Origin of the sequence: Clostridium rhizosphaerae, from assembly GCF_016765585.1 — a bacterium.
Lineage (GTDB): Bacteria > Bacillota > Clostridia > Clostridiales > Clostridiaceae > Clostridium_AT > Clostridium_AT rhizosphaerae.
The window spans coordinates 135,247-154,443 of sequence record NZ_JAESWC010000001.1 but is presented as its reverse complement, the minus strand read 5'-3'; the positions used below and the strand labels follow the sequence as shown (position 1 = coordinate 154,443).

General features: G+C 32.1%; 20 protein-coding genes. 12 read left to right on the top strand and 8 right to left on the bottom strand.

The window, feature by feature from the left end:
- Nucleotides 1–79: 79 nt before the first annotated feature.
- Nucleotides 80–1,573: a MocR-like pyridoxine biosynthesis transcription factor PdxR gene (pdxR, locus tag JK636_RS00740; protein ID WP_202746923.1), complete on the bottom strand. Its 1,494-nt coding sequence runs from the start codon at nt 1,571–1,573 to the stop codon at nt 80–82.
- Between the two features lie 277 nt (nt 1,574–1,850).
- Between pdxR and JK636_RS00735 the strand changes: the two genes are divergently transcribed.
- The 3 genes from JK636_RS00735 (at nt 1,851) to JK636_RS00725 (ending at nt 4,786) form a co-directional block, all read left to right on the top strand.
- Nucleotides 1,851–2,528, top strand: coding sequence for a DUF6198 family protein (locus JK636_RS00735; RefSeq protein WP_202746922.1), 678 nt, complete (start codon nt 1,851–1,853; stop codon nt 2,526–2,528).
- 244 nt (nt 2,529–2,772) lie between these two features.
- Nucleotides 2,773–3,156, top strand: a complete 384-nt coding sequence (locus JK636_RS00730; protein ID WP_202746921.1) for a RidA family protein — start codon at nt 2,773–2,775, stop codon at nt 3,154–3,156.
- A gap of 163 nt (nt 3,157–3,319) precedes the next feature.
- Nucleotides 3,320–4,786 (top strand): methyl-accepting chemotaxis protein, encoded by a 1,467-nt coding sequence (locus JK636_RS00725; protein WP_202746920.1) that lies wholly within the window; start codon nt 3,320–3,322, stop codon nt 4,784–4,786.
- Nucleotides 4,787–4,870: 84 nt separating this feature from the next.
- On the opposite strand, the gene JK636_RS00720 is transcribed toward JK636_RS00725, so the two are convergent.
- Nucleotides 4,871–5,215, bottom strand: a complete 345-nt coding sequence (locus JK636_RS00720; RefSeq protein ID WP_202746919.1) for a hypothetical protein — start codon at nt 5,213–5,215, stop codon at nt 4,871–4,873.
- A gap of 233 nt (nt 5,216–5,448) precedes the next feature.
- Between JK636_RS00720 and JK636_RS00715 the strand changes: the two genes are divergently transcribed.
- A complete protein-coding gene (locus JK636_RS00715) occupies nt 5,449–6,957 on the top strand; it encodes a DUF5050 domain-containing protein (RefSeq protein WP_202746918.1) in 1,509 nt (502 codons plus the stop codon).
- Nucleotides 6,958–7,046: 89 nt separating this feature from the next.
- On the opposite strand, the gene JK636_RS00710 is transcribed toward JK636_RS00715, so the two are convergent.
- Nucleotides 7,047–7,721 (bottom strand): DUF1906 domain-containing protein, encoded by a 675-nt coding sequence (locus JK636_RS00710; protein WP_202746917.1) that lies wholly within the window; start codon nt 7,719–7,721, stop codon nt 7,047–7,049.
- Nucleotides 7,722–7,797: 76 nt separating this feature from the next.
- Complete coding sequence (locus tag JK636_RS00705; protein WP_202746916.1) at nt 7,798–8,334, bottom strand: hypothetical protein; 537 nt, start codon at nt 8,332–8,334, stop codon at nt 7,798–7,800.
- A 178-nt stretch (nt 8,335–8,512) separates the two neighbouring features.
- On the opposite strand from JK636_RS00705, the gene JK636_RS00700 reads away from it, so the two are divergent.
- Nucleotides 8,513–9,265, top strand: coding sequence for an aminoglycoside adenylyltransferase domain-containing protein (locus JK636_RS00700; protein WP_202746915.1), 753 nt, complete (start codon nt 8,513–8,515; stop codon nt 9,263–9,265).
- Nucleotides 9,266–9,544: 279 nt separating this feature from the next.
- On the opposite strand, the gene JK636_RS00695 is transcribed toward JK636_RS00700, so the two are convergent.
- Entirely contained in the window at nt 9,545–10,255 is a 711-nt protein-coding gene (locus tag JK636_RS00695; protein WP_202746914.1) for a YoaK family protein, read from the bottom strand.
- Nucleotides 10,256–10,394: 139 nt separating this feature from the next.
- On the opposite strand from JK636_RS00695, the gene JK636_RS00690 reads away from it, so the two are divergent.
- The 5 genes from JK636_RS00690 (at nt 10,395) to JK636_RS00670 (ending at nt 13,933) form a co-directional block, all read left to right on the top strand.
- The gene (locus JK636_RS00690; RefSeq protein WP_202746913.1) at nt 10,395–11,255 is read left to right on the top strand and encodes a LysR family transcriptional regulator; all 861 of its coding nucleotides are present in this window, start codon (nt 10,395–10,397) and stop codon (nt 11,253–11,255) included.
- Between the two features lie 316 nt (nt 11,256–11,571).
- Nucleotides 11,572–12,021: a GNAT family N-acetyltransferase gene (locus JK636_RS00685; protein ID WP_202746912.1), complete on the top strand. Its 450-nt coding sequence runs from the start codon at nt 11,572–11,574 to the stop codon at nt 12,019–12,021.
- Nucleotides 12,022–12,350: 329 nt separating this feature from the next.
- Nucleotides 12,351–13,061 (top strand): isoprenyl transferase, encoded by a 711-nt coding sequence (locus tag JK636_RS00680; protein WP_338025708.1) that lies wholly within the window; start codon nt 12,351–12,353, stop codon nt 13,059–13,061.
- Between the two features lie 357 nt (nt 13,062–13,418).
- Complete coding sequence (locus tag JK636_RS00675) at nt 13,419–13,598, top strand: hypothetical protein (RefSeq protein ID WP_202746911.1); 180 nt, start codon at nt 13,419–13,421, stop codon at nt 13,596–13,598.
- A gap of 92 nt (nt 13,599–13,690) precedes the next feature.
- Nucleotides 13,691–13,933, top strand: coding sequence for a hypothetical protein (locus JK636_RS00670; RefSeq protein WP_202746910.1), 243 nt, complete (start codon nt 13,691–13,693; stop codon nt 13,931–13,933).
- Nucleotides 13,934–14,034: 101 nt separating this feature from the next.
- Here the strand turns inward: JK636_RS00670 and JK636_RS00665 are convergent, their stop codons facing one another.
- From JK636_RS00665 to JK636_RS00655, 3 genes are all read right to left on the bottom strand, one after another.
- Nucleotides 14,035–14,658, bottom strand: coding sequence for an HAD family hydrolase (locus JK636_RS00665; RefSeq protein WP_202746909.1), 624 nt, complete (start codon nt 14,656–14,658; stop codon nt 14,035–14,037).
- A 168-nt stretch (nt 14,659–14,826) separates the two neighbouring features.
- Complete coding sequence (locus JK636_RS23475; protein ID WP_202746908.1) at nt 14,827–15,897, bottom strand: ROK family protein; 1,071 nt, start codon at nt 15,895–15,897, stop codon at nt 14,827–14,829.
- 200 nt (nt 15,898–16,097) lie between these two features.
- The gene (locus tag JK636_RS00655; protein WP_202746907.1) at nt 16,098–16,637 is read right to left on the bottom strand and encodes a DUF4865 family protein; all 540 of its coding nucleotides are present in this window, start codon (nt 16,635–16,637) and stop codon (nt 16,098–16,100) included.
- Nucleotides 16,638–16,823: 186 nt separating this feature from the next.
- On the opposite strand from JK636_RS00655, the gene JK636_RS00650 reads away from it, so the two are divergent.
- Together JK636_RS00650 and JK636_RS00645 are read left to right on the top strand one after the other, a co-directional pair.
- The gene (locus tag JK636_RS00650) at nt 16,824–17,669 is read left to right on the top strand and encodes a LysR family transcriptional regulator (RefSeq protein ID WP_202746906.1); all 846 of its coding nucleotides are present in this window, start codon (nt 16,824–16,826) and stop codon (nt 17,667–17,669) included.
- 365 nt (nt 17,670–18,034) lie between these two features.
- Nucleotides 18,035–19,078: a PocR ligand-binding domain-containing protein gene (locus JK636_RS00645; protein ID WP_202746905.1), complete on the top strand. Its 1,044-nt coding sequence runs from the start codon at nt 18,035–18,037 to the stop codon at nt 19,076–19,078.
- The last annotated feature ends 119 nt before the right edge of the window (nt 19,079–19,197 follow it).

Below are 19,197 nucleotides of genomic sequence, written 5' to 3'. Positions count from 1 at the left end.
AAGCTAACTCTATTATATAGAAACTATCAAGGTTTGTACATTAATATAACTCTCTTTCAGGAAGGTTGAACCTATAAAACTAAATAACAGGTACATAGCAGCTGCCCTTTTCATCTGAATTTAGGAGCTTCATTAGGTTGCACAGCTCTATTATTATATTTTCTATATGCTCCTCATCTAAATAGGTAAAGCATATTCTAAGATGATTGAACTCAACTTCATTAGGATAGCATATAGTTCCGGGCAGGAATGAAATATTTTTTGTTGTTACTGAATGATATAATAGTTTTTCTACATTTAAACTTTTAGGCAGAGTAATCCAAAGGTTTATTCCACCTTCAGGTATAGTCCAGTTTACTCCTGAGGGCGCATTATGCTTTAATAAATTAATAACCTTATCACGTCTTCTTAATAATTTCTTGTTCAGATTATCTAGATAAGAGTTCATCTTATTCGACTTAATAAAGTCTAAAAGCGTCTTTTGGTTTAGCATTGAAGTTCCGAGGTCGTGATTAGCTTTTGCATTTATAAGCCTCGAAAGTATTGAGCCTTCAGCTACGATTGCTGCGAGTCTGTATGCCGGACCAAGGATTTTACTTAAACCCTTTATATAAACAACATGTCCATCAGTATCCATAGATTTTATTGATTTTATCTTTTCCTTTTTATAGGAAATTTCACTCCAAGGATCATCCTCAACAATGATACTATTATTAAATTTAGCTATATCAAGAAGTTCAATCTTTCGCCTAAGGCTCATGCTGCAACCCGTTGGATTATGAAAATTTGGCATAGTATATATAATTTTTGGTGAATGTTTGTCGCATAAACTTATTAAAATATCAGTTCTCATGCCCTCATTATCAACAGGTACTGTTAAAATTACAGCTCCTCTGCTTTTAAACAAATCTATAGCTCCGGGGTAAGTTGGAGTTTCCATAACAACAATGTCTCCAGGACCGACAAAGGTACTGGCTATAAGGCTTATTCCCTGCTGAGAACCGCTTGTTATCAAAATATTTTCAGGTGCAGTTGATATTTCTTTTGATTTTAAATAATTGCTTAACACGTTTCTAAATTCATGATCTCCTTGAACAGGAGGATATTGAGCAAGATACTCAATATTACGCTCCGTTAAGTTTAAGGAGTCCTTTAAAATATCAGCAGTAGGCAGAAGTTTATAATTAATTGAGGCGATTGATAGGTTGTACATATTATTGCCATAGGTTAAATTACTGTTGCTTTGAAATTGTGATCTTGATAAATAGTCTGGAATCCCCATCTGCCATTGAAAATCGTTATGTTCCGGGAAGCTGTTAAGTTTTTCTATATTATTTCTTTGATTAACATAAGTTCCTTTGCCTTGTATAGTAACCGCAAGCCCGTTTTTCTCCAATTCATTGTAAGCTTTTACTATAGTCATTGGACTAATATTTAATTCCTTTGACAGAGTCCTAATTGAAGGAAGCTGCTGACCGTCTTTAAATAATCCGGATAAAATTCTATCAGAAAAAAATTCAAATAGCTGTTGAGTTATAGTTATTATACTGTTTCTATCAATTTCAATAATCATATATAATTCTCCTTTTAGTCGGATACACCGAGAAATTAAATCATTGGCTAGGCAGCTGTAAAAGTGTATTTAGGGCTTTTAACTGCAGAGGTGTTATACACAGTTTTAATATAACTTATTTAAATTATAATAACATCATATCTTAATTTAGCTCTAAATACCATTAAAACATAAGTTTTTCATGATTCAACTGTTATACTTGACGCTTGACTGTTATACAGTGTTTTGTTTTATAATCATATCACAGATCAAATTAAAATTAATGGAGGCTTGTTAAGTGAAAAAATATGCTTTAACTTTGGTTAGATTATTTATAGGACTCTTTCTTTATGCAGTTGGGATAGTTTTTACTATTAATGCTAATTTAGGACTATCACCATGGGATACTTTTCATCAGGGGATTTCTAAACATACGGGTATTACAATGGGACAGGCAAGTATTGTAATTGGATTAATTATTGTAGTTATAGACTGGGCAGCAGGGGAGAAGGTCGGAATCGGAACTATATTCAATATGCTGTTTATAGGTATCTTTATGGATCTTTTGATGCTTAACCATCTAATACCTTCTTTTGATAATATTGCAGCCAGAATAATAATGATGCTTCTTGGAATGCTTATTATAGGAATTGCCTGTTACTTTTATATTGGTGCTGGCTTAGGCTCCGGACCTAGAGATGGGCTTATGGTGGCATTAGCCAAGAAGACCAACAAACCAGTTAAATTAATAAGAAGCTGCATTGAAGCTGTGCCTTTGATAATCGGCTATTTATTAGGAGGAAGTGTAGGATTTGGAACTGTAATTATGGTAGTTTTCGGCGGATATTTTATACAGTTTGCCTTCAAAGTGCTAAAATTTGATGTAAGAGATGTAGAGCATCAATTTATAGATGACTACGTAAAAGTCATTAAAGAAGCTTTAACTAATAAAAAAGAAGGAACAAATATAAATTAATAAATAGAGGTTAAAGCCCTAAATGGGCTTTAACGGGTAACTTGTGAGTGGAAACGAGCGTCTTAAGTTACCCCGAACTAAAGCCCTAAATGGGCTTTAACGAGCAATTTTAGAGGCTAAAGTCCTGAATGGACTTTAGCGGGTAACTTATGAGCGAAGCGAATGTCTTAAGTTACCCTGTGCCCGAAGGGGAGCGAGAGTTTTTAATTGCTCAGTGCTTCCGACTAAAAGGAGGAATTATAAAATGAAACAATTTAGAAACCCTGAAACTGTACACGCACCAGTAGCCGCTTATACACATCAAATAGAGGTCACCGGAAACAACCGATGGCTTGTTTTATCAGGGCAGCTTGGAAAAGATGAAAGCGGAAATCTTCCTGAGGACCCTATAAAACAAATAGAAAATGCTATGGAAAACCTCGTTAGAAATCTTCAGGCAGCTAACATGGGAATTAAGGACTTAGTTAAAATAACCTTCTATATGGTTGGACCTATAGATAATGCCAAGAGACGTGAAGCTGTTTCAAAATTTTTAGGAGATCACAATCCTTGTATGACAATGCTCTATGTAGCTTCTTTAGCTGATCCATCCTTTAAGGTTGAAGTAGATGCATGGGCATGTGCCTAATAATCAGGGAAAGAGCAGTACTTAAAGCTTTAACAAGGCTTTTAGAAAATGAAAAAAATGTAAGAATATATCAAAAAAGGTTGATTCTTAATGGATTGGATGGTAAAATCTGATTAATTATTCATAAAATGTATAAGTATTATGCTAATAGGGGGGATTATTTATGGATAAAATGAAGATTAATCATGAAAGAAATCGGCTGCTTGTTAAACTTTTATGGTTTTCTGCTTTTTTGAGCATCGCACTTTCCATTGTTACAAAAAAGCCTGCCGGAACTTTGCTGAGCTTGGTGTATGGTGGAGTTGGAACAAGTATTATTATTACTTTTTTGACTTATAAAAAAATTATTGTTAATGAAGTTATGTATGTAGTTGTTGTTGGTTTGGCAGCTCTTTCATTCTTTATGATGAGAGGAACACCGCATATTACTACATATGTTGTAATTTACTATAGTATGGTTTTGGTGGCGCTTTATCAAGATTGGAAACCTATGATTTTATCAGGTGGAATTAATATAGCACTCACCATATATTTCTTTTTTAATTATAATCAGATGTTTCCAAGCTGTAATACTGTAAGCCTTATTAACTTTATTCTTTATATAATTCTTGTAACCAGCATTCTTGTATTTCAAAGTATATTTAGTGAAAACTTAAGAAAAACATTATATGAAAGCAACAGAAAAACAGAAGAAGGAAAGAAAATTCTAGAGAATATGTTTTTTAAGATCAGAAATTCAGTTAAGCAGTTAAATAAGTTTTCTGGAGACTCTATTGATAATATTAAAATAACTGGGGATATATCAAGAGAGATTACAAAGACTTTTTCTGAAATAGCCTCAGTGGTAGATGACCAGGCTAAAGCAGTAGTTGAAATTACAGAATTTATGGATGATGAGAATAATGAAATAGAAAGCGTAGTTGTAGCCTCAAGTAAAATGAAAAGTATTTCTAACCAAACAGTTGCTGCTATAAAAAATGGAGATGAACTAGTATTAAACCTGTCTAAGGACATGGATTCAGTAAAGAACACTATAGATAATACTGTTGGACTTATGGCTGAATTAAATGAACAAACAAAGATGATTGAGGAAATTTTATCATCAATAACAAGTATTGCAGCACAAACAAATCTTCTTGCATTAAATGCTGCAATCGAAGCTGCAAGAGCTGGAGAAGCTGGGAAAGGATTTGCAGTTGTAGCAGAGGAAGTTAGAAAGCTGGCAGAAGATTCGAAGGATTCAACAGAAAGAATAGCAGATATTTTAGGACATATTCAAGTAAAGACAGGACAGGTTACAAGCGAAATAATTTTAACGCAAAATGCCGTTAATTCCAGTCTACAGTCAACAACCAGGGTAGAAACAATATTTAAAGACATTTCCGATAATGGCGAGAAGGTTGCTTATGAAGCACAAAATGTTGGAAGTGGAATAAAGAATGTGAAGCAATCCTCAGAGACTATTCTTAAAGGATTGGAAACAATAACAAGCACTGTTGAGGAAACTACATCATCAATTCAAGAAGTATTCTTAAGGGTTGAAGAGCAAGATAATCGAATAGCAGAAACTATTAATGCATTTAATGAATTAAATGAAGTGTCTTTAGAGCTAGAAAAGTTATCTAGTTAATTTCTTATCGCGATATCTTCTTTTCAAGAAAGGAAGATATCGCGATAGTTTTTTACAGTTCATATAAGAAATTTGTACGAAGCATCATCTAGAATTTTTAATATATACTCCACCAGATCCCATGAGTCCTCTCACAAAAATACGATTATGTTCTTTGTCATTCTTATATTCAATAACCCAAAAGGGCCAAATATAATCAGACAAAACCCTTTTACCTTCTATTGCTATACCTATAGTTTTCCCAAGGTTTTCTTCGTCTGAAGCAGATAAGGAATTACTGCGATTATAAATAATGTTATTTATTATTAAGGTATTACCATTATCATTCATCTCAAATTTATCTAAACAAAATCTCGTGTATATAAAAAAAGCTGGTATTGATAAAATTAATAGGATAACCATAATTAAGATTGCTCTTGAAAGCTTCAATCTACTCACTCCAATCAAGTTTTAATAAGATGATATAATATATCTGATTTATTTTACAAATATTACATATTATTATTATTAATTTTAACTTAATCAGTGAAGTAATGGCAATGTTTTTAAATATTATTATAAAACTCATGAACAATTGCAAGAAGTATCTAATTCACCTGAACGAAGGAATTTACAATAACATGTCGAATTTATAGCTTGATTACTATAAAGGGGGCCACATGATGAAAGGGAGAAAAATAATCAGTTTCTTGATTTCAACTATTTTAATTTTAGGGCTTTTAGCAGGCTGCAGTTCTTCAAAAACTACCACAAGCGGAAGTGCCGCAGAAAGCAAAGTTGGAAACACAGGCGGCAATATAACAAATCGAGGTGTAATTGCTAAGCAGGGTGATTGGATTTATTATTGTAATTTTAGTGATAATAGAAAATTATATAAGATAAAAACGGACGGCACTGAAAAAACCAAGCTGAATGACGATCATTCAACTTATATAAATGTATTAGGCGACTGGGTTTATTACACCAGCGGCAGTTCTGCTGGGACTTATGGCGGAAAACTATATAAAATAAAAACAGACGGCAGTGGAAAAACCAAACTGAGTGATAATGAAGCCGGTTATATAAATATATCAAGTGACTGGATTTATTACTCCAACTATGATGATATGGATAAACTGTATAAAATAAAAACAGATGGTACTAAAAAAACAAAGTTAAGTGACAATAGAGCGTGGTATATAAATATATCAGGCGATTGGATTTACTATTCTAAAATTGTTAATAACAGAGGACAGCTATATAAAATAAAAACCGATGGAAGTAAGGATACAAAACTGAATGAAGATGCACAATATGTAAATGTTGTTGATGACTGGATTTATTATATGACTAATTATACGCGCAATAATCCTGGTGGAAAAGAAGGCGGAAACTTAAGCAGGATGAAAATTGACGGCACGGGAGAAACAAAGATTAATGACAATCAGTCAGACTATATAAATATATCGGGAGACTGGATCTTCTACGCGAATTATAATGATATGGGAAAACTATATAAAATAAAAACAGACGGTACTGAAAAAACCAAATTAAATGATGATATGCCGGAGAATATAAGCGTGGCAGGAGACTGGATTTATTACAAGGTTTTTACCGGAGGTGTTGGCGGCGGAACGCTATATAAAATTAAACTAGATGGCTCAGAAAAGACTTCTATAGGTTTGCCGAAGGAGGAAGTAAAGAAGGAAACAGATATTCAAGCTGCCCAAAGTAAAGAAGATAACAGCGGTTCATCAGTAGAACAGGATCAGCAGCAATCCTATAAAAAGTATATAAATGATAGATTTGGATTTTCAATAGAATATCCAGGTACGTTTGTAGTTAAATTGACTCCAGATAATAACGATGGAATAGTTTTATCATCTAAGGATGGCAGCGCAGAACTTACTGTGTCGGGAATCAATAATGTGTTAGATGAAACTGTAACTTCTAATTATAACAAACTACTACAGGCGCATAGTGATGCTGCATATAAAACACAGCAAAATAATTGGCACATAGTATCCTGGATTGAAGGAGATAAAATTGTTTATCAAAAAACAGTTGTAGGAAATGGTTCAATAAATACATTTATTATTAAATATCCTTTAAGCCAAAAAGATAGCTATAATTCAATAGTTTCTCATGTTAATTCAACTTTTAAAACACCAGGGATTGATTCAGCACATTAGATAAAATATAGTTGTATGCAAAATCAAAAAGCTGCTGCACAATTAATTAATTAGTTAGTGCAGCAGCTTTTTTCATAAATTATAATACTCTATACATTAGTTCCCGGCTGATAAATGAGGTGCGGGGTTCCACCAAGACTATCAGCAGTAATTGTATCAGGATCGATAGAGATACCTCCTACTGTTGTTGTTGCAGATTGAGTCATTTGATAGCCTCTTGTAGGTATGCTTGGAACTGTACTCATAGACTTCCAGTAGTGTTGGAATTTAAGATTATTATACAGCTGAGTACCTGTTAGTCCGCAGTTAGCACCTACATATATTCCAGGCTCATAGCCAGAAGCATTAACCTGATCATACCAATTATTGCAATAAGCAATAATATCAGTTGAGCTGCAGCTGGATGAAACCTGTTCTAGGTCAAGCCATAAAGTAACACCTTTAGGAAGACCAATTGACTGAGCATTTGCAGCTGCGTTTGCACCATAAGTAGTACCTTTAGAGCCATTTGCGATCCAATATCCACCTTCACAGTGTTGAACGGCCATGAGAGCAAGACCTGTAAGTAAAATTGCGCCAGCCTCAGTGTTGTCTAAGTCTCCACTTTGTTGACCTGATTGCCTTGAAAGATACCTTATGCAAAACGAATAGCCGTTGTTTGCTAAGGTTTGAGCAGTTTGTACAGTAAGTCTTGTTGCAGTATCAAATCCCTTATTAGTTTTTAGAGATGTACCTGAAACTACATTGCCTGATAATGTTGCCATAATAAAATCCTCCTTATAATTTTTATTTTCAATATATAAGAAGGATTTTCTCAGCTAAATGTAAACCTATGAAGTATTATTTTTTTATATCTTTGAGATATTCATTATCTATGGCAATAATTGATGCAAATAAAAAGTCTGTATCATGCAGGCTGGATACACTGATATTCATATCCTCAATATCATATTTTAATTCATTGTTTTGTTTTGTAATTTTTGTTATTTTATTTGCTGTACTATAAACGCCCTGCTTTGCACTAACTATAGGGTGATATATTAAGGACTGCTTAGTAAAATCTATAGGGTAATTAAATACATAATTAATTGCACTGTCATCATGAAGATACTCTTTTTGAAAAGCGTCCCACTTTTCCTGTGTATCAAAGATTATATTATTCCTTGGTAAAAATCCCTGCTCAATCTTATTTGTATAGTTAATTAAGAACCCTGAATAAACGCATTTAAATGGGATGCCTTGTTCAGTGCCGTCATTTGTACTCATTAGGCCAATACCGCTATTTTCAGCTGCAAGCCTATTTACATTGCCGCATCCAAGAAAAAATGTACTTATGAAAATAATTGCTAGTGCTAAATTTAATATTTTTTTTCTCATAATTCTCATCCTTCCTTTACTATACACTTATCCGATAATATATATTATTACCCATATTTTAACATTGATACCACTTGCTAATAGTATCAAAAGTGTTACAATTTAGTTTAAATAAGGTTTCTTTTAAAGTAAAAGAACGCATCGCAAAAAGATAAAACTATTTAATATGGGGGATATGATGGAAAACAAAGAATTGTTAGATAAACTGGTTAAGGAAAGCTCAAATATTTTTGAAAATAACCTGGTTGGAGTCTATCTTCATGGTTCTATGGCTATGGGATGTTACAATCAAATAAAAAGTGATTTGGATATTTTAATTGTTGTGGAAAACGCAATTACAGATTTGCAGAAGAAGAGATTTATGGATTTTATTGTTGAGTTAAATGATAATGCTCCTTCTAAAGGTATAGAAATGAGCATAGTTAGGAGTGAGCACTGTAAAATTTTTGTTTATCCAACACCTTTTGATTTGCATTTTTCAAATATGCATTTGAATTGGTATAGAAGCAATCCGGAGGAATACATTAGAAAAATGAAGGGCACAGACCATGACTTGGCAGCTCACTTTGTGATTACAAAGAATAGAGGTATTACTTTATACGGAAAACCAATCAGTGAGGTTTTTGGAAATATTCCTTCAGAAGCGTATTTGGACAGTATTAAAAAGGACATCATGGATGCAAAAGATGATATAGCACATAATCCTATTTACATTGTTTTGAATCTTTGCAGAGTACTTGCCTATGTACAAGATAGCTTGGTGCTTTCCAAAAAAGAAGGCGGAGAATGGGGAATAAAAAATGTTGATGAAAAATATAAGGTGTTAATAGAAAGTGCGCTTAAATGTTATATTTCAGATGTAGAAATGGAGCTTGATCCTGTAATTGCTATAGAGTATTGTGAATATATGAAAAGCAGGATAGGTATATAAAAACAAATAAATAAGGGATGTAGCAAAACAGCCAAACCTAGCGTGGTATTTGAATACGTAGAAACATTTGAGCAAGCAGCAATAAGACTTTAATTAAAAAATTTATAAAGCCGTTAAGAATCCTATACTGTCTGAGCAAAGCGAGTTTATAGGATTTAGGATTTATAAATTTTTTAATTATTAGTCTTATCTGCGAAGCGAACGTTTCATAGAATTCAAATACCACGCGAGAGGTTTAGGCTGTTTTGCTACATCCCCCTTTGTTATTAGATCTTATATCTATGCCTTGCTTGTCAAAACTGCATTTTTATGTGCATTTACATCTGATACATAGGAAATTGTCAATGCTACGGAAAGTACTATAACTGCAGTCCATATTGTTTTTTCGTGAAAGAATCCTGCTTCTATGGCTCCTATGCCTGCTCCTAAGAAAAATGAAAGGAGAATGCAGCTATATCTATATGCCTTTCTTAAAGCTTCCTTATCTTTTCTTACAATACCTTTATAGTAATTGTCTGCGCAGGAACGCATATTTCCGCTGCAAAATATATTGGCATAATTTTCACTTGTGCCAAATCTTCGAAATGCGCAGTACTGAAGAGAGGCAGCAAAAGCCACAAGAGAATCAGCTATTACATTTGAATAAGATAATGGAATAAAACCTGTAATAAATAAAATCAGTATTGAAAATACAAGTATTCCACGTTTCCATGCAAGCTGTTTTTCTTTGCAAATAGAATAAAATATATGCCATGCTGAAAAAATACCTGCCCAGAAAGCTACAATGGGAACTAAAGCGTGAAAAAATCCTATATAATTTTTTTCTACTAACTGAGCTGCAGCAAGCACAAAATTACCGGTTTGGCCTGTAGCAAATACTTTTCCGCGGACTGTATAAGAATAAGCATCCATTAATCCGCCAGCTGAGGCAAGAAGCATTCCAAAGCCTAATTTTTCAGTTATCTCTATATCAACTTTTTTGTCTTTCATAATGGATCACCTTGATTCTTTTATAATAATTATTATTTTTATAATCATATTTTTATTATAACGTTGTTTATTAATAAATAGAAATATATAATATTTATTAAATTGATAATAAAATGCTTATGGATTTATGGAGGATGACATGGATATTCTTCAACTAAAATATTTTCTTGCTGCTGCTGAATATGAGCATATGACTAAGGCTGCACATTCTCTGCACATAGCACAACCTGCTTTGTCACAATCAATAAAGCACCTTGAAGAGGAAATGGGAGTGCAGCTCTTTGACCGTAAAAACAGAAGTATACGCTTGAATGCTTCAGGCAGACTCCTGCAAAGTGAATTACTTCCAATAATAAATACACTTGATTCATTGCCTGCTAAATTAAAAGAGTCCGAGAAGCAAGCTTCTTACACTATACAATTAAATATCCTTGCTGTTTCTGTAATGGTTACGAAATCAATCATTTCTTTCAAAAAGTTATTTCCTGAAGTGAATTTTCGTTTATTGCAGCATGCGGATGAGAGAGAGTTTGATCTTTGCATTTCCTGTGTAGGTTTTGATGCAGTTCCTAAAGGCGGTATTCCACTTGTTAAGGAAAAAATATTGCTGGCAGTTCCAAGCAGTAGTAAATATGCATCGCAAAAGAACATAGCTTTAAAGCAGGTAGAACAGGAAGGCTTTATCAGCTTTTCTGAGGCGAGACCCTTCAGAAATATATGTGATGATTTTTGTAAGCAAGCTGGCTTTAGACCTAAGATTGTCTTTGAAAGTGATAATCAGGAATCGGTTCGTAATTTGATTGACTCTAACTTAGGGGTTGCTTTCTGGCCGGAACACTCCTGGGGAAAGCTAACAGCAAAGGATGCAGTACTTCTTACAATTAGTGAACCGGAATGCAGTCGTACTATTTACGCTATTGAGAATCATCATTCTATAAATAGTAAATATGTTACAGCTTTTTTGGAGCATTTAAGGAAGTTTATTAAGGAGATAACATAAAAAAAATTCTATTTCGGCGTTTGAATTCAGGCTATGTTAAAAAATACTGCCGATTTTATGGAATCATTAAAGGAGGTCAATTATTGACCTCCTTTGGTTCGTTTTATGAAACTATTTCGAAATAGTCTTAGTAGAAAATAAGACGAACGATCTTTGAAAACTGAATAATAAGGTGTTAAATAATTAAATTATTTCTTTATAGTATAAGCACAATAATGCCCAGTCTTACATTATATGGTATAATTAATTCGAAATTGTAAATGAAAGCGAATTAGGATTACTAATATAATCTTTTTATTTGAAAGGAGAATGGGGATTGTTAGCGATAAAGAAGGCAAAAATTGAGGATGCTCAATTAATTACTGATATAAAAACAAAAGCATTCAACAAAGAAATTAATACATATTTAGGAAGAGATGGAGGTCCCCCAGGATATGATAAGGTGGAGTCTGAAATTAATATTATAAAGAAATTTATTGCTTATAAGATTGAATTAGATAATCAAATTATAGGTGCATTGTTTCTTATTCCTTTGAATGATAGTAAGATGCGCTTTGAAGATTTTGTAATAGAACCATCATTTCAAGGAAAAGGATATGGTTATATAGTAATGGAATTGGTTGAAAAAATATATCCACATATTAATGAGTGGCAACTTTCTACACCCGTATTTAGTGTAGGTAATCAACACTTATATAAAAAATTTGGGTATATAGAAGTTGCAAGAAATGAGGATGAAATTGAATATATAAAGAAAATTAAATAATACGCTATTTTTTTATATTGTAAAATAGCATAAAAATAGAATATTTATTTAAAACACCGTACTATTCAGAATTGAGTTTTACGGTGTTTTTGTTTCCCAATACAAAACTATGGCGTAATAACATAAGTGAAGAGTAAAACAAACAGTGATCTTTAGAAATTGAATAATAAAATGCTAAATAATAAAAGCCCTTCCTTAGGCATAAATATAATGATTTTCTATCTTGCATTATATGGTATAATTGCTTTAATTGGTTAGAAGTTGTAAGAAATAGTCAAACAAAATATCTTAAAAGAACATATTAATGTATCTTGAAAAGAGGATAGATAATGATGGAGAAAATAAATAACAATATTCCAAAGCATGTTGCTATTATGATGGATGGTAATGGAAGATGGGCGAAAAAAAGACTGATGCCGCGTAAAATAGGACATTTAGAGGGCAGTAAAAGGCTTGAAAGTATTTGCGAGAGTTCTTATAAACTTGGAATTAAATATCTTACAGTATACGCCTTTTCAACTGAAAATTGGAATCGACCAAATGATGAAGTTAATGGAATTATGAATCTATTTCGAAAGTATTTAGTAGATAAAAAGAATAAATGTATTCAAAATGACATGCGTGTTAGGATTATAGGAAATCGAAATGGCTTAGATAATGATATTCTTCAAAAGATAGAAGATATGGAAGAAGCAACAAGAAAATGCAATGGCTTAAATTTGCAATTAGCTGTAAATTATGGTGGGAAAGATGAGATAGTAAGAGCAGTTAATAAAATTCTTTTATGTAAAGAACATTTGAATAGCATTACTGAAGCTGAGTTTTCATCTTATCTGGATACAAGGGATATTCCTGAGCCAGACTTGTTTATAAGAACTGGCGGTGATAAAAGATTATCAAATTTCTTATTGTGGGAGATGGCGTACACTGAGTTTTATTTTTCCGATATATTATGGCCTGACTTTAGTGAAGAAGAATTGAAAAAGGCAGTAAATGAATTTTCTAAAAGAGACCGTAGATTTGGGCAAATAAAAGAATAGTTAGCAGTAAGAAAATGCAGAACCAAATTTAAGAATTAATTTGTAATGTTCTCATATTGTACAAGAGCAAGACGTTATAAATAGATTAAGTATATTATAACTAAGGGGGATTTTTATGAAGGGAGCAGTTTTATCTGATATTCATGGAAATGGAGTAGCATTACATACCCTGTAGATGAGATTATTAATATAGCAATATACAATAAGTTTCCTCTATTGAACGAATATAGAAACATTATATTGAATGCATATATGTAATAGGTACAGCAATAGCGATGCATTATTTTACATTATATGGTATAATTATATAAAGTGAATTTAGCATTTATATCATGTTGCACTAAAGGAGTGGTTGATGTGGAAATTATAGCAATAATGGCAATAATATTAGGGCCGATTTGCTTGTTTATAATTATTTTAGCTGCAATCAAAAATGGTGTAGAAAGAGCATCAATTGAACTTAAAGAAGACTTTATTGACGAATTTAATATAAGAAAAACAACGGCAAATGAGGACCATAATGAGAATTTAGTATAAAGTTTATTATTAAATGCAATTCTTATATTCTGTAATGATTCCAAAATAATATGAACAAAATTAAGTTCGTGTTTATAAGGAGAGTATATACTATGGCCTTTATATTTTTAGTTATAATTTTTACACCGTTGCTAATATATGAGTATGTGGTAAGCCCAAAGATTTGTGAGAAAAAAATATATAACCATATAAGTAATCTTGGTGGACAAGTGACTGATATAGAAAAATTAACTACAAGGGAAAAACTCTATTGTGTTAGCTTTATTATAGATGGAAAGCCTGAAAAAGCGATAGTGCGATTTGACTTTTTTCTTGAAGATATGTGGAAAAGGTAATAGCATACTGATTTAAAGCACCGTATTATTCAAAAGTGAATTTTACGGTGCCTTTGTTTTGTCATATTTTACTTTACGACTCTTAATAAGAAGAACGTAAATTAAGCTTTTATAAGCTTTAATATTTCTTTAGGATTTTCAAGAATATATTTTGCATCAATTCCTACTGATGATTTAGCACCCCATAACGCTAGTGCAAAATCTATGCCAGCGCCCAATGCACAATCCATATCATATTTAGTATCGCCAATATATATTGCCTTTGATTTATCAGCACCGGAAAGTTCAATAAATTTTAAAATTGGGTCTGGATTAGGTTTATGCTTTTCTGTATCATCCGCGCAAACTACTATGTTAAAAAAATCATTAAGCTCAAATGGTAGAAAGTTATCTATAAACTCTTCTCTAGTTTTTGAAGTAACTATACCAGTTGAAATTCCAATTTCATTTAACTTAATTAAAGTATCTTTAATACCATTAAAAACTTTCACATGATGAAAATATTCCATTAAGTATTTATTCCATTTTACATTGCAGTCTGAAACGTTACTTATTCCGAGCCTATTTAATGAAATTTCTCCTGGAATTCCTAGAGCAAAGCTTAATTCATCAAAACTTAAATTTTTATTGAGCTCTTCAAACACTAATTTTTGGAGAGATGAAAGAACTGCAAACTCTGTATCCAAAAGAGTACCATCAATATCGAATATAATATAGTCGTACATACTTTCCTCCTTTTAGTCGGAAACACTGGGCAAAAGCCCACTCGCTTCCGCTCGTAAATGCCCGCAAAGACCCATTTAGGGTTTTCGCCTCCTTTTTGCCGAACTAGGAATAATTTATGACTTTAACCTCCATCCGAAAACATTTAATTTTTTAATAAAGCGTGACTTTTAAACTCTGTTAATATTGCGTTTCGTATTATCTACTAGCTTCACACCTGAATACATAAGCTTAATAGTAAGTTCAATAATACCTGTAAGGCAATCTCTTCTGCTGTCTTCAGCTATGAGTATTTCAGGCATGACTTTATTTGCAATATAGGTTTCACATCTTTCTATAATTTGATTTATTAGGTTCTCTCTAAATGTCTCCCCGCCAACAACAACCAAATCGGGATTAATCACACAGTTAGTGGTTGCAATAACTCGAGAAACAGTATCGATATAGGAATAATCCTCAGGTTCGCTTTCTATAAAAGAATTTAGGTATTGTCCATCACCTAATGGAATAAATCCTATCTCACCAGCTAAATTACTGCCGCCATGAATAAGCTCCCCGTTTAAAATGATTCCTGATCCTACTCCTGATTTAGTAAAATGTATATATATCATATTTAGTATGTGAAGATCATCCACATCAAGCCTATCCATAAGGCATATACTGTGACCAAACGCCATAGCATTTAAATCATTTTCCAGAACCACAGGAATGTTATATTTCTCCTCGATATATTCTCCAATATTGCTTTCTTCCCATACCTTAAGGTTTTTACCGAATAAGTATTTTCTCTTTTCTATATCTACTACACCGGGTACTGCAATTCCTATAGCTTTAATATTGCTTTTACTCTTCATAATATCATCAAGGATTTTTTCTATTTCATAAAGGTAGTCAGTGCTGCCTATTTCAACTCTTGCATTTTCAATGATTTCACGTAAAGGGTTTGATATCACATATTCAATAAAATTGTCTCTAATATAAAAAGCTAATGCGAGACTTTCCTCTAAGTTCAGAGCATACCTCTCGGCTCTTCTGCCTCCGCTGGATTTATCCAAGCCTAATCTAATCACTTCGTTATTTTGAAGTAACTCTTCAAGCAATGATCTCACTGTAGTCTGGCTTATTCCTGTAATTTCAGATAATTCCGCCCTAGTAGCTGCGCCTATTTTCTTTAGTTCATTTTTTATTAAAGCAACATTAATTTCCTTCATGGTCTTTGGTTTGCCTGTAAAGCCGGCCACAAAATCATCTCCATTATACTTATATCAGATACTTTTAAAAGTGTCTGATATAAGTATAGCTCTATAATTTAATTATTTCAAGCAGCTTAATTCAATAATTTTATTTCTAGATAAACGCTTAATATTAATGTATATAGCGAAAGTAAAAAGCGTCTGTAGAGGCTTATAAGATCTCGTTTAAGTATAATATTATGAAGCTTTTAGCATGATATATGAAGTATATTATAAATCGTTCCTTTCTCTGCATTTACTTTTCCTAAGTCATCTATAAAGAAGAATACATGATATTTCCATTTGTCAGGATTATAAATAACTATATATTCTGCATCATTAATTTTAGGAATATCCTGCTCTATTTTATCCTTGAAATTATTTAGGCTTTCTTGTGGCTGGATTTCTCTTGTAATTTCAAACAGGTATCTAATATTTTTAATTTTATCGGTGGTTGTATCAATTAAAGGTATTCCTATATTTACTTGCTGCCATCCAAAAGAAGTTATTATATTGTCATAAAAACCATTGAATAAGAACTTATTTAGGCCATTGCTGTCTTTCCAAAGATATAAAGGAGAATAGCTATTCTGCAAGCTGTCGTTTTCTCCTTTTTCTGTTATTAAATATAGTTTAAATTTTAAATCCTCAAATCCATCAGTTTTATAACCGTTATTCTTTACTCTTTCTCTGATTATGTTCATGTCATAATTACTTGGAAGTGTAATTTTGTATTGTGTTGCGATCATTTGACAATCACTCCTTTATATTAATTAAGTAACTTTAAATTCATTATATATCCATCTAAATAATATTAATAATAGTTATAAATGATAGCAGATATTAATTAAAATAATATCAATATAAATGAGAGTACTAATAATAAAAATATGTTAAAATTATGATTAATACATAGTAAAGAAGGTAATAAAACTATGGAAAGTAATGATTTAAGAATATTTCAAGTAGTTGCATATGAAGGGTCTATTTCTAAGGCAGCTTTAAAAATGGGATATGTTCAATCAAATGTAACATTGCGCATAAAAACACTGGAAGATGAGCTTGGAACTAAGCTGTTAATAAGACATAGCAAGGGTGTCTCACTTACCCCTGGTGGTGAAAAGCTGCTGGTTTATGCAGACCAAGTTATTAGGATACTAGATGAAGCTGTGAAAGCTTTAAAAAATAATGATAACAATAACTATTTAAAAATTGGTGCAACTCAAACAATAGCAGCTTCAATTGTACCAAAATGGTTAAGCATATATTCTGAAAGATATTCCGATGTATCATTATCATTAAAAACAGATAATCAAAGGGGATTAATTGAACAACTTATAAATGGAGAACTGGATGGTGCATTTATAAATAGCCAATTTACGCATCAGAATATTAAATCAGTGTTTACTTTTAATGAAGAACTAGCAATTGTATCTTCTACAGATATCAAAGAAGTAGATGAAGTATTAAAAAAGCCTATTATTATAAAAAACGATATTAATTGCCCTTATCGTGTGCTTTTAGAAAAATGGGTTATAGCTAACAATGGAAATTTAAGCAGAGTTATGGAGATTGATTCTCTAGAGGCTATTTTAAAGTGTGTATCAGATGGAATGGGGATTTCTCTTTTGCCCAAGAGTGTCATTAAAGATAGCAATAAAGTATATACACATGAGTTATCTAATGAGTATAATAAACTTCCAATAAACTTTATTATACGTAAAGACTTAAATGTAAATACTTTGATTAATAATTTTATCGATGTCCTTTTTGAAAGCTGAGATTTCAACCTTAGGATTTTCAAGCAATTGCGTAAAGCAATTTTTAGGTTAATAAAGTTGCTCGAAAAAAGTAGAAATTTGACGAAAACTTAAAATTTTTATTGAACGTATTCAATACTTCTATTATAATATTAGTAAGACTGGTAAGCGTTTAATAATCTATATTTCACCGTAGTCTAGCTAGCAAAAAGAAGCTTTAAAGATTAAGAAAATAGAAATCAATAATTCCTAATAATTTAGTTTTTGGACATGTCATAAATATGATCAGAACCCTAAAATAATTGTTATCATATCACACCTAAACAATATCATTGTTATTCATTAAAATAATCATAGAATATAATTTTATATTGGAGGGCTTTGCATTGATTAAGTTATTAGAAAATGGAGATCTAGACTTAGACGTACTTGAAATCGGTGATGTAATAGATATTGGTTTGTTACAAACCTTTCAAGATAATTTCGCAACAGGAATGAATATAGCAAGCGTTACAGTGGATAGACAAGGAAACCCAGTTACTAGGCCAAGCTCCTACACAAAATTTTGTATGGATTTTACACATTCTACTAAGCGTGGAGACGACAGATGTGCATTATCTCACAAGAAAGGCGGAGAAGAAGCAGCTAGAACCGGAAGACCATATATTTATACCTGTCATGCAGGGCTTATAGACTTTGCGGCACCGATAATAATTAATGGACATTTAATAGGCACAATTTTAGGTGGACAAATTCTAACTTCCAAGCCTGAAGAAGAGAAATTTAGAAAAACAGCCTCAGAAATTGGTGTGGACCCTGAAGGTTATGTTAAAGCAGCAAATAATGTTTATATGACAAAAGAAGAAAATGTAAGATCAGCAGCTGAAGTTTTGTTCATAGTAGCAAATGCACTTTCTAATGGTGGTTATGAACGGGTTAGATTAAGTACTATGTCAAAAACTCTTTCAGAAAATTTCAGTCAAATATCTGCTACATTAGAAGAGTTAAGTGCATCTTCAGTAAATGTTACTAATAATCAGCTTAATTTAAATAATGAAATAAATAATGTAAAGCAAATTTCCGTAGAGATAAATACAATATTAGACTCCATTAAAAGCATAGCTGACCAAACAAAAATGCTTGGTTTAAATGCAGCAATTGAAGCTGCAAGAGCAGGGGATGCAGGAAGAGGATTCGGAGTAGTTGCAAGCGAAATAAGAAAGCTGTCCGAGAATTCAAAGGAAACAGCTGTAAGAATAATGGACCTTACAAGTAAGATCCAGGAATCAGTAAATAAAACTATTGAAACATCAAATGCAACCCTTGAAACAACAGAGCAGCAGTCAGCAGCAATTGAAGAAGTGGCAGCCAGCGTATCAGATGTTTCTAATTTAGCCGAGGAATTAAATGGTATGGCGAATCATAAATAAAAATTACCCTATGAGATAGGCACTTAAAAAGGTCTATATTATAGGGTATTTTTGTTTTACTTACATCTATATTTGTGGGATAATAAAAAGGTTGAAGAATTATGTAGTTTTATGACATT

Bases quoted from the DNA above. Each gene is read 5' to 3' on its own strand.
- pdxR (WP_202746923.1), bottom strand. From the start codon at position 1,573: ATGATTATTGAAATTGATAGAAACAGTATAATAACTATAACTCAACAG.
- JK636_RS00730 (WP_202746921.1), top strand. From the start codon at position 2,773: ATGAAACAATTTAGAAACCCTGAAACTGTACACGCACCAGTAGCCGCT.
- JK636_RS00725 (WP_202746920.1), top strand. From the start codon at position 3,320: ATGGATAAAATGAAGATTAATCATGAAAGAAATCGGCTGCTTGTTAAA.
- JK636_RS00715 (WP_202746918.1), top strand. From the start codon at position 5,449: ATGAAAGGGAGAAAAATAATCAGTTTCTTGATTTCAACTATTTTAATT.
- JK636_RS00710 (WP_202746917.1), bottom strand. From the start codon at position 7,721: ATGGCAACATTATCAGGCAATGTAGTTTCAGGTACATCTCTAAAAACT.
- JK636_RS00705 (WP_202746916.1), bottom strand. From the start codon at position 8,334: ATGAGAAAAAAAATATTAAATTTAGCACTAGCAATTATTTTCATAAGT.
- JK636_RS00700 (WP_202746915.1), top strand. From the start codon at position 8,513: ATGGAAAACAAAGAATTGTTAGATAAACTGGTTAAGGAAAGCTCAAAT.
- JK636_RS00695 (WP_202746914.1), bottom strand. From the start codon at position 10,255: ATGAAAGACAAAAAAGTTGATATAGAGATAACTGAAAAATTAGGCTTT.
- JK636_RS00690 (WP_202746913.1), top strand. From the start codon at position 10,395: ATGGATATTCTTCAACTAAAATATTTTCTTGCTGCTGCTGAATATGAG.
- JK636_RS00680 (WP_338025708.1), top strand. From the start codon at position 12,351: ATGATGGAGAAAATAAATAACAATATTCCAAAGCATGTTGCTATTATG.
- JK636_RS00670 (WP_202746910.1), top strand. From the start codon at position 13,691: ATGGCCTTTATATTTTTAGTTATAATTTTTACACCGTTGCTAATATAT.
- JK636_RS00665 (WP_202746909.1), bottom strand. From the start codon at position 14,658: ATGTACGACTATATTATATTCGATATTGATGGTACTCTTTTGGATACA.
- JK636_RS00655 (WP_202746907.1), bottom strand. From the start codon at position 16,637: ATGATCGCAACACAATACAAAATTACACTTCCAAGTAATTATGACATG.
- JK636_RS00650 (WP_202746906.1), top strand. From the start codon at position 16,824: ATGGAAAGTAATGATTTAAGAATATTTCAAGTAGTTGCATATGAAGGG.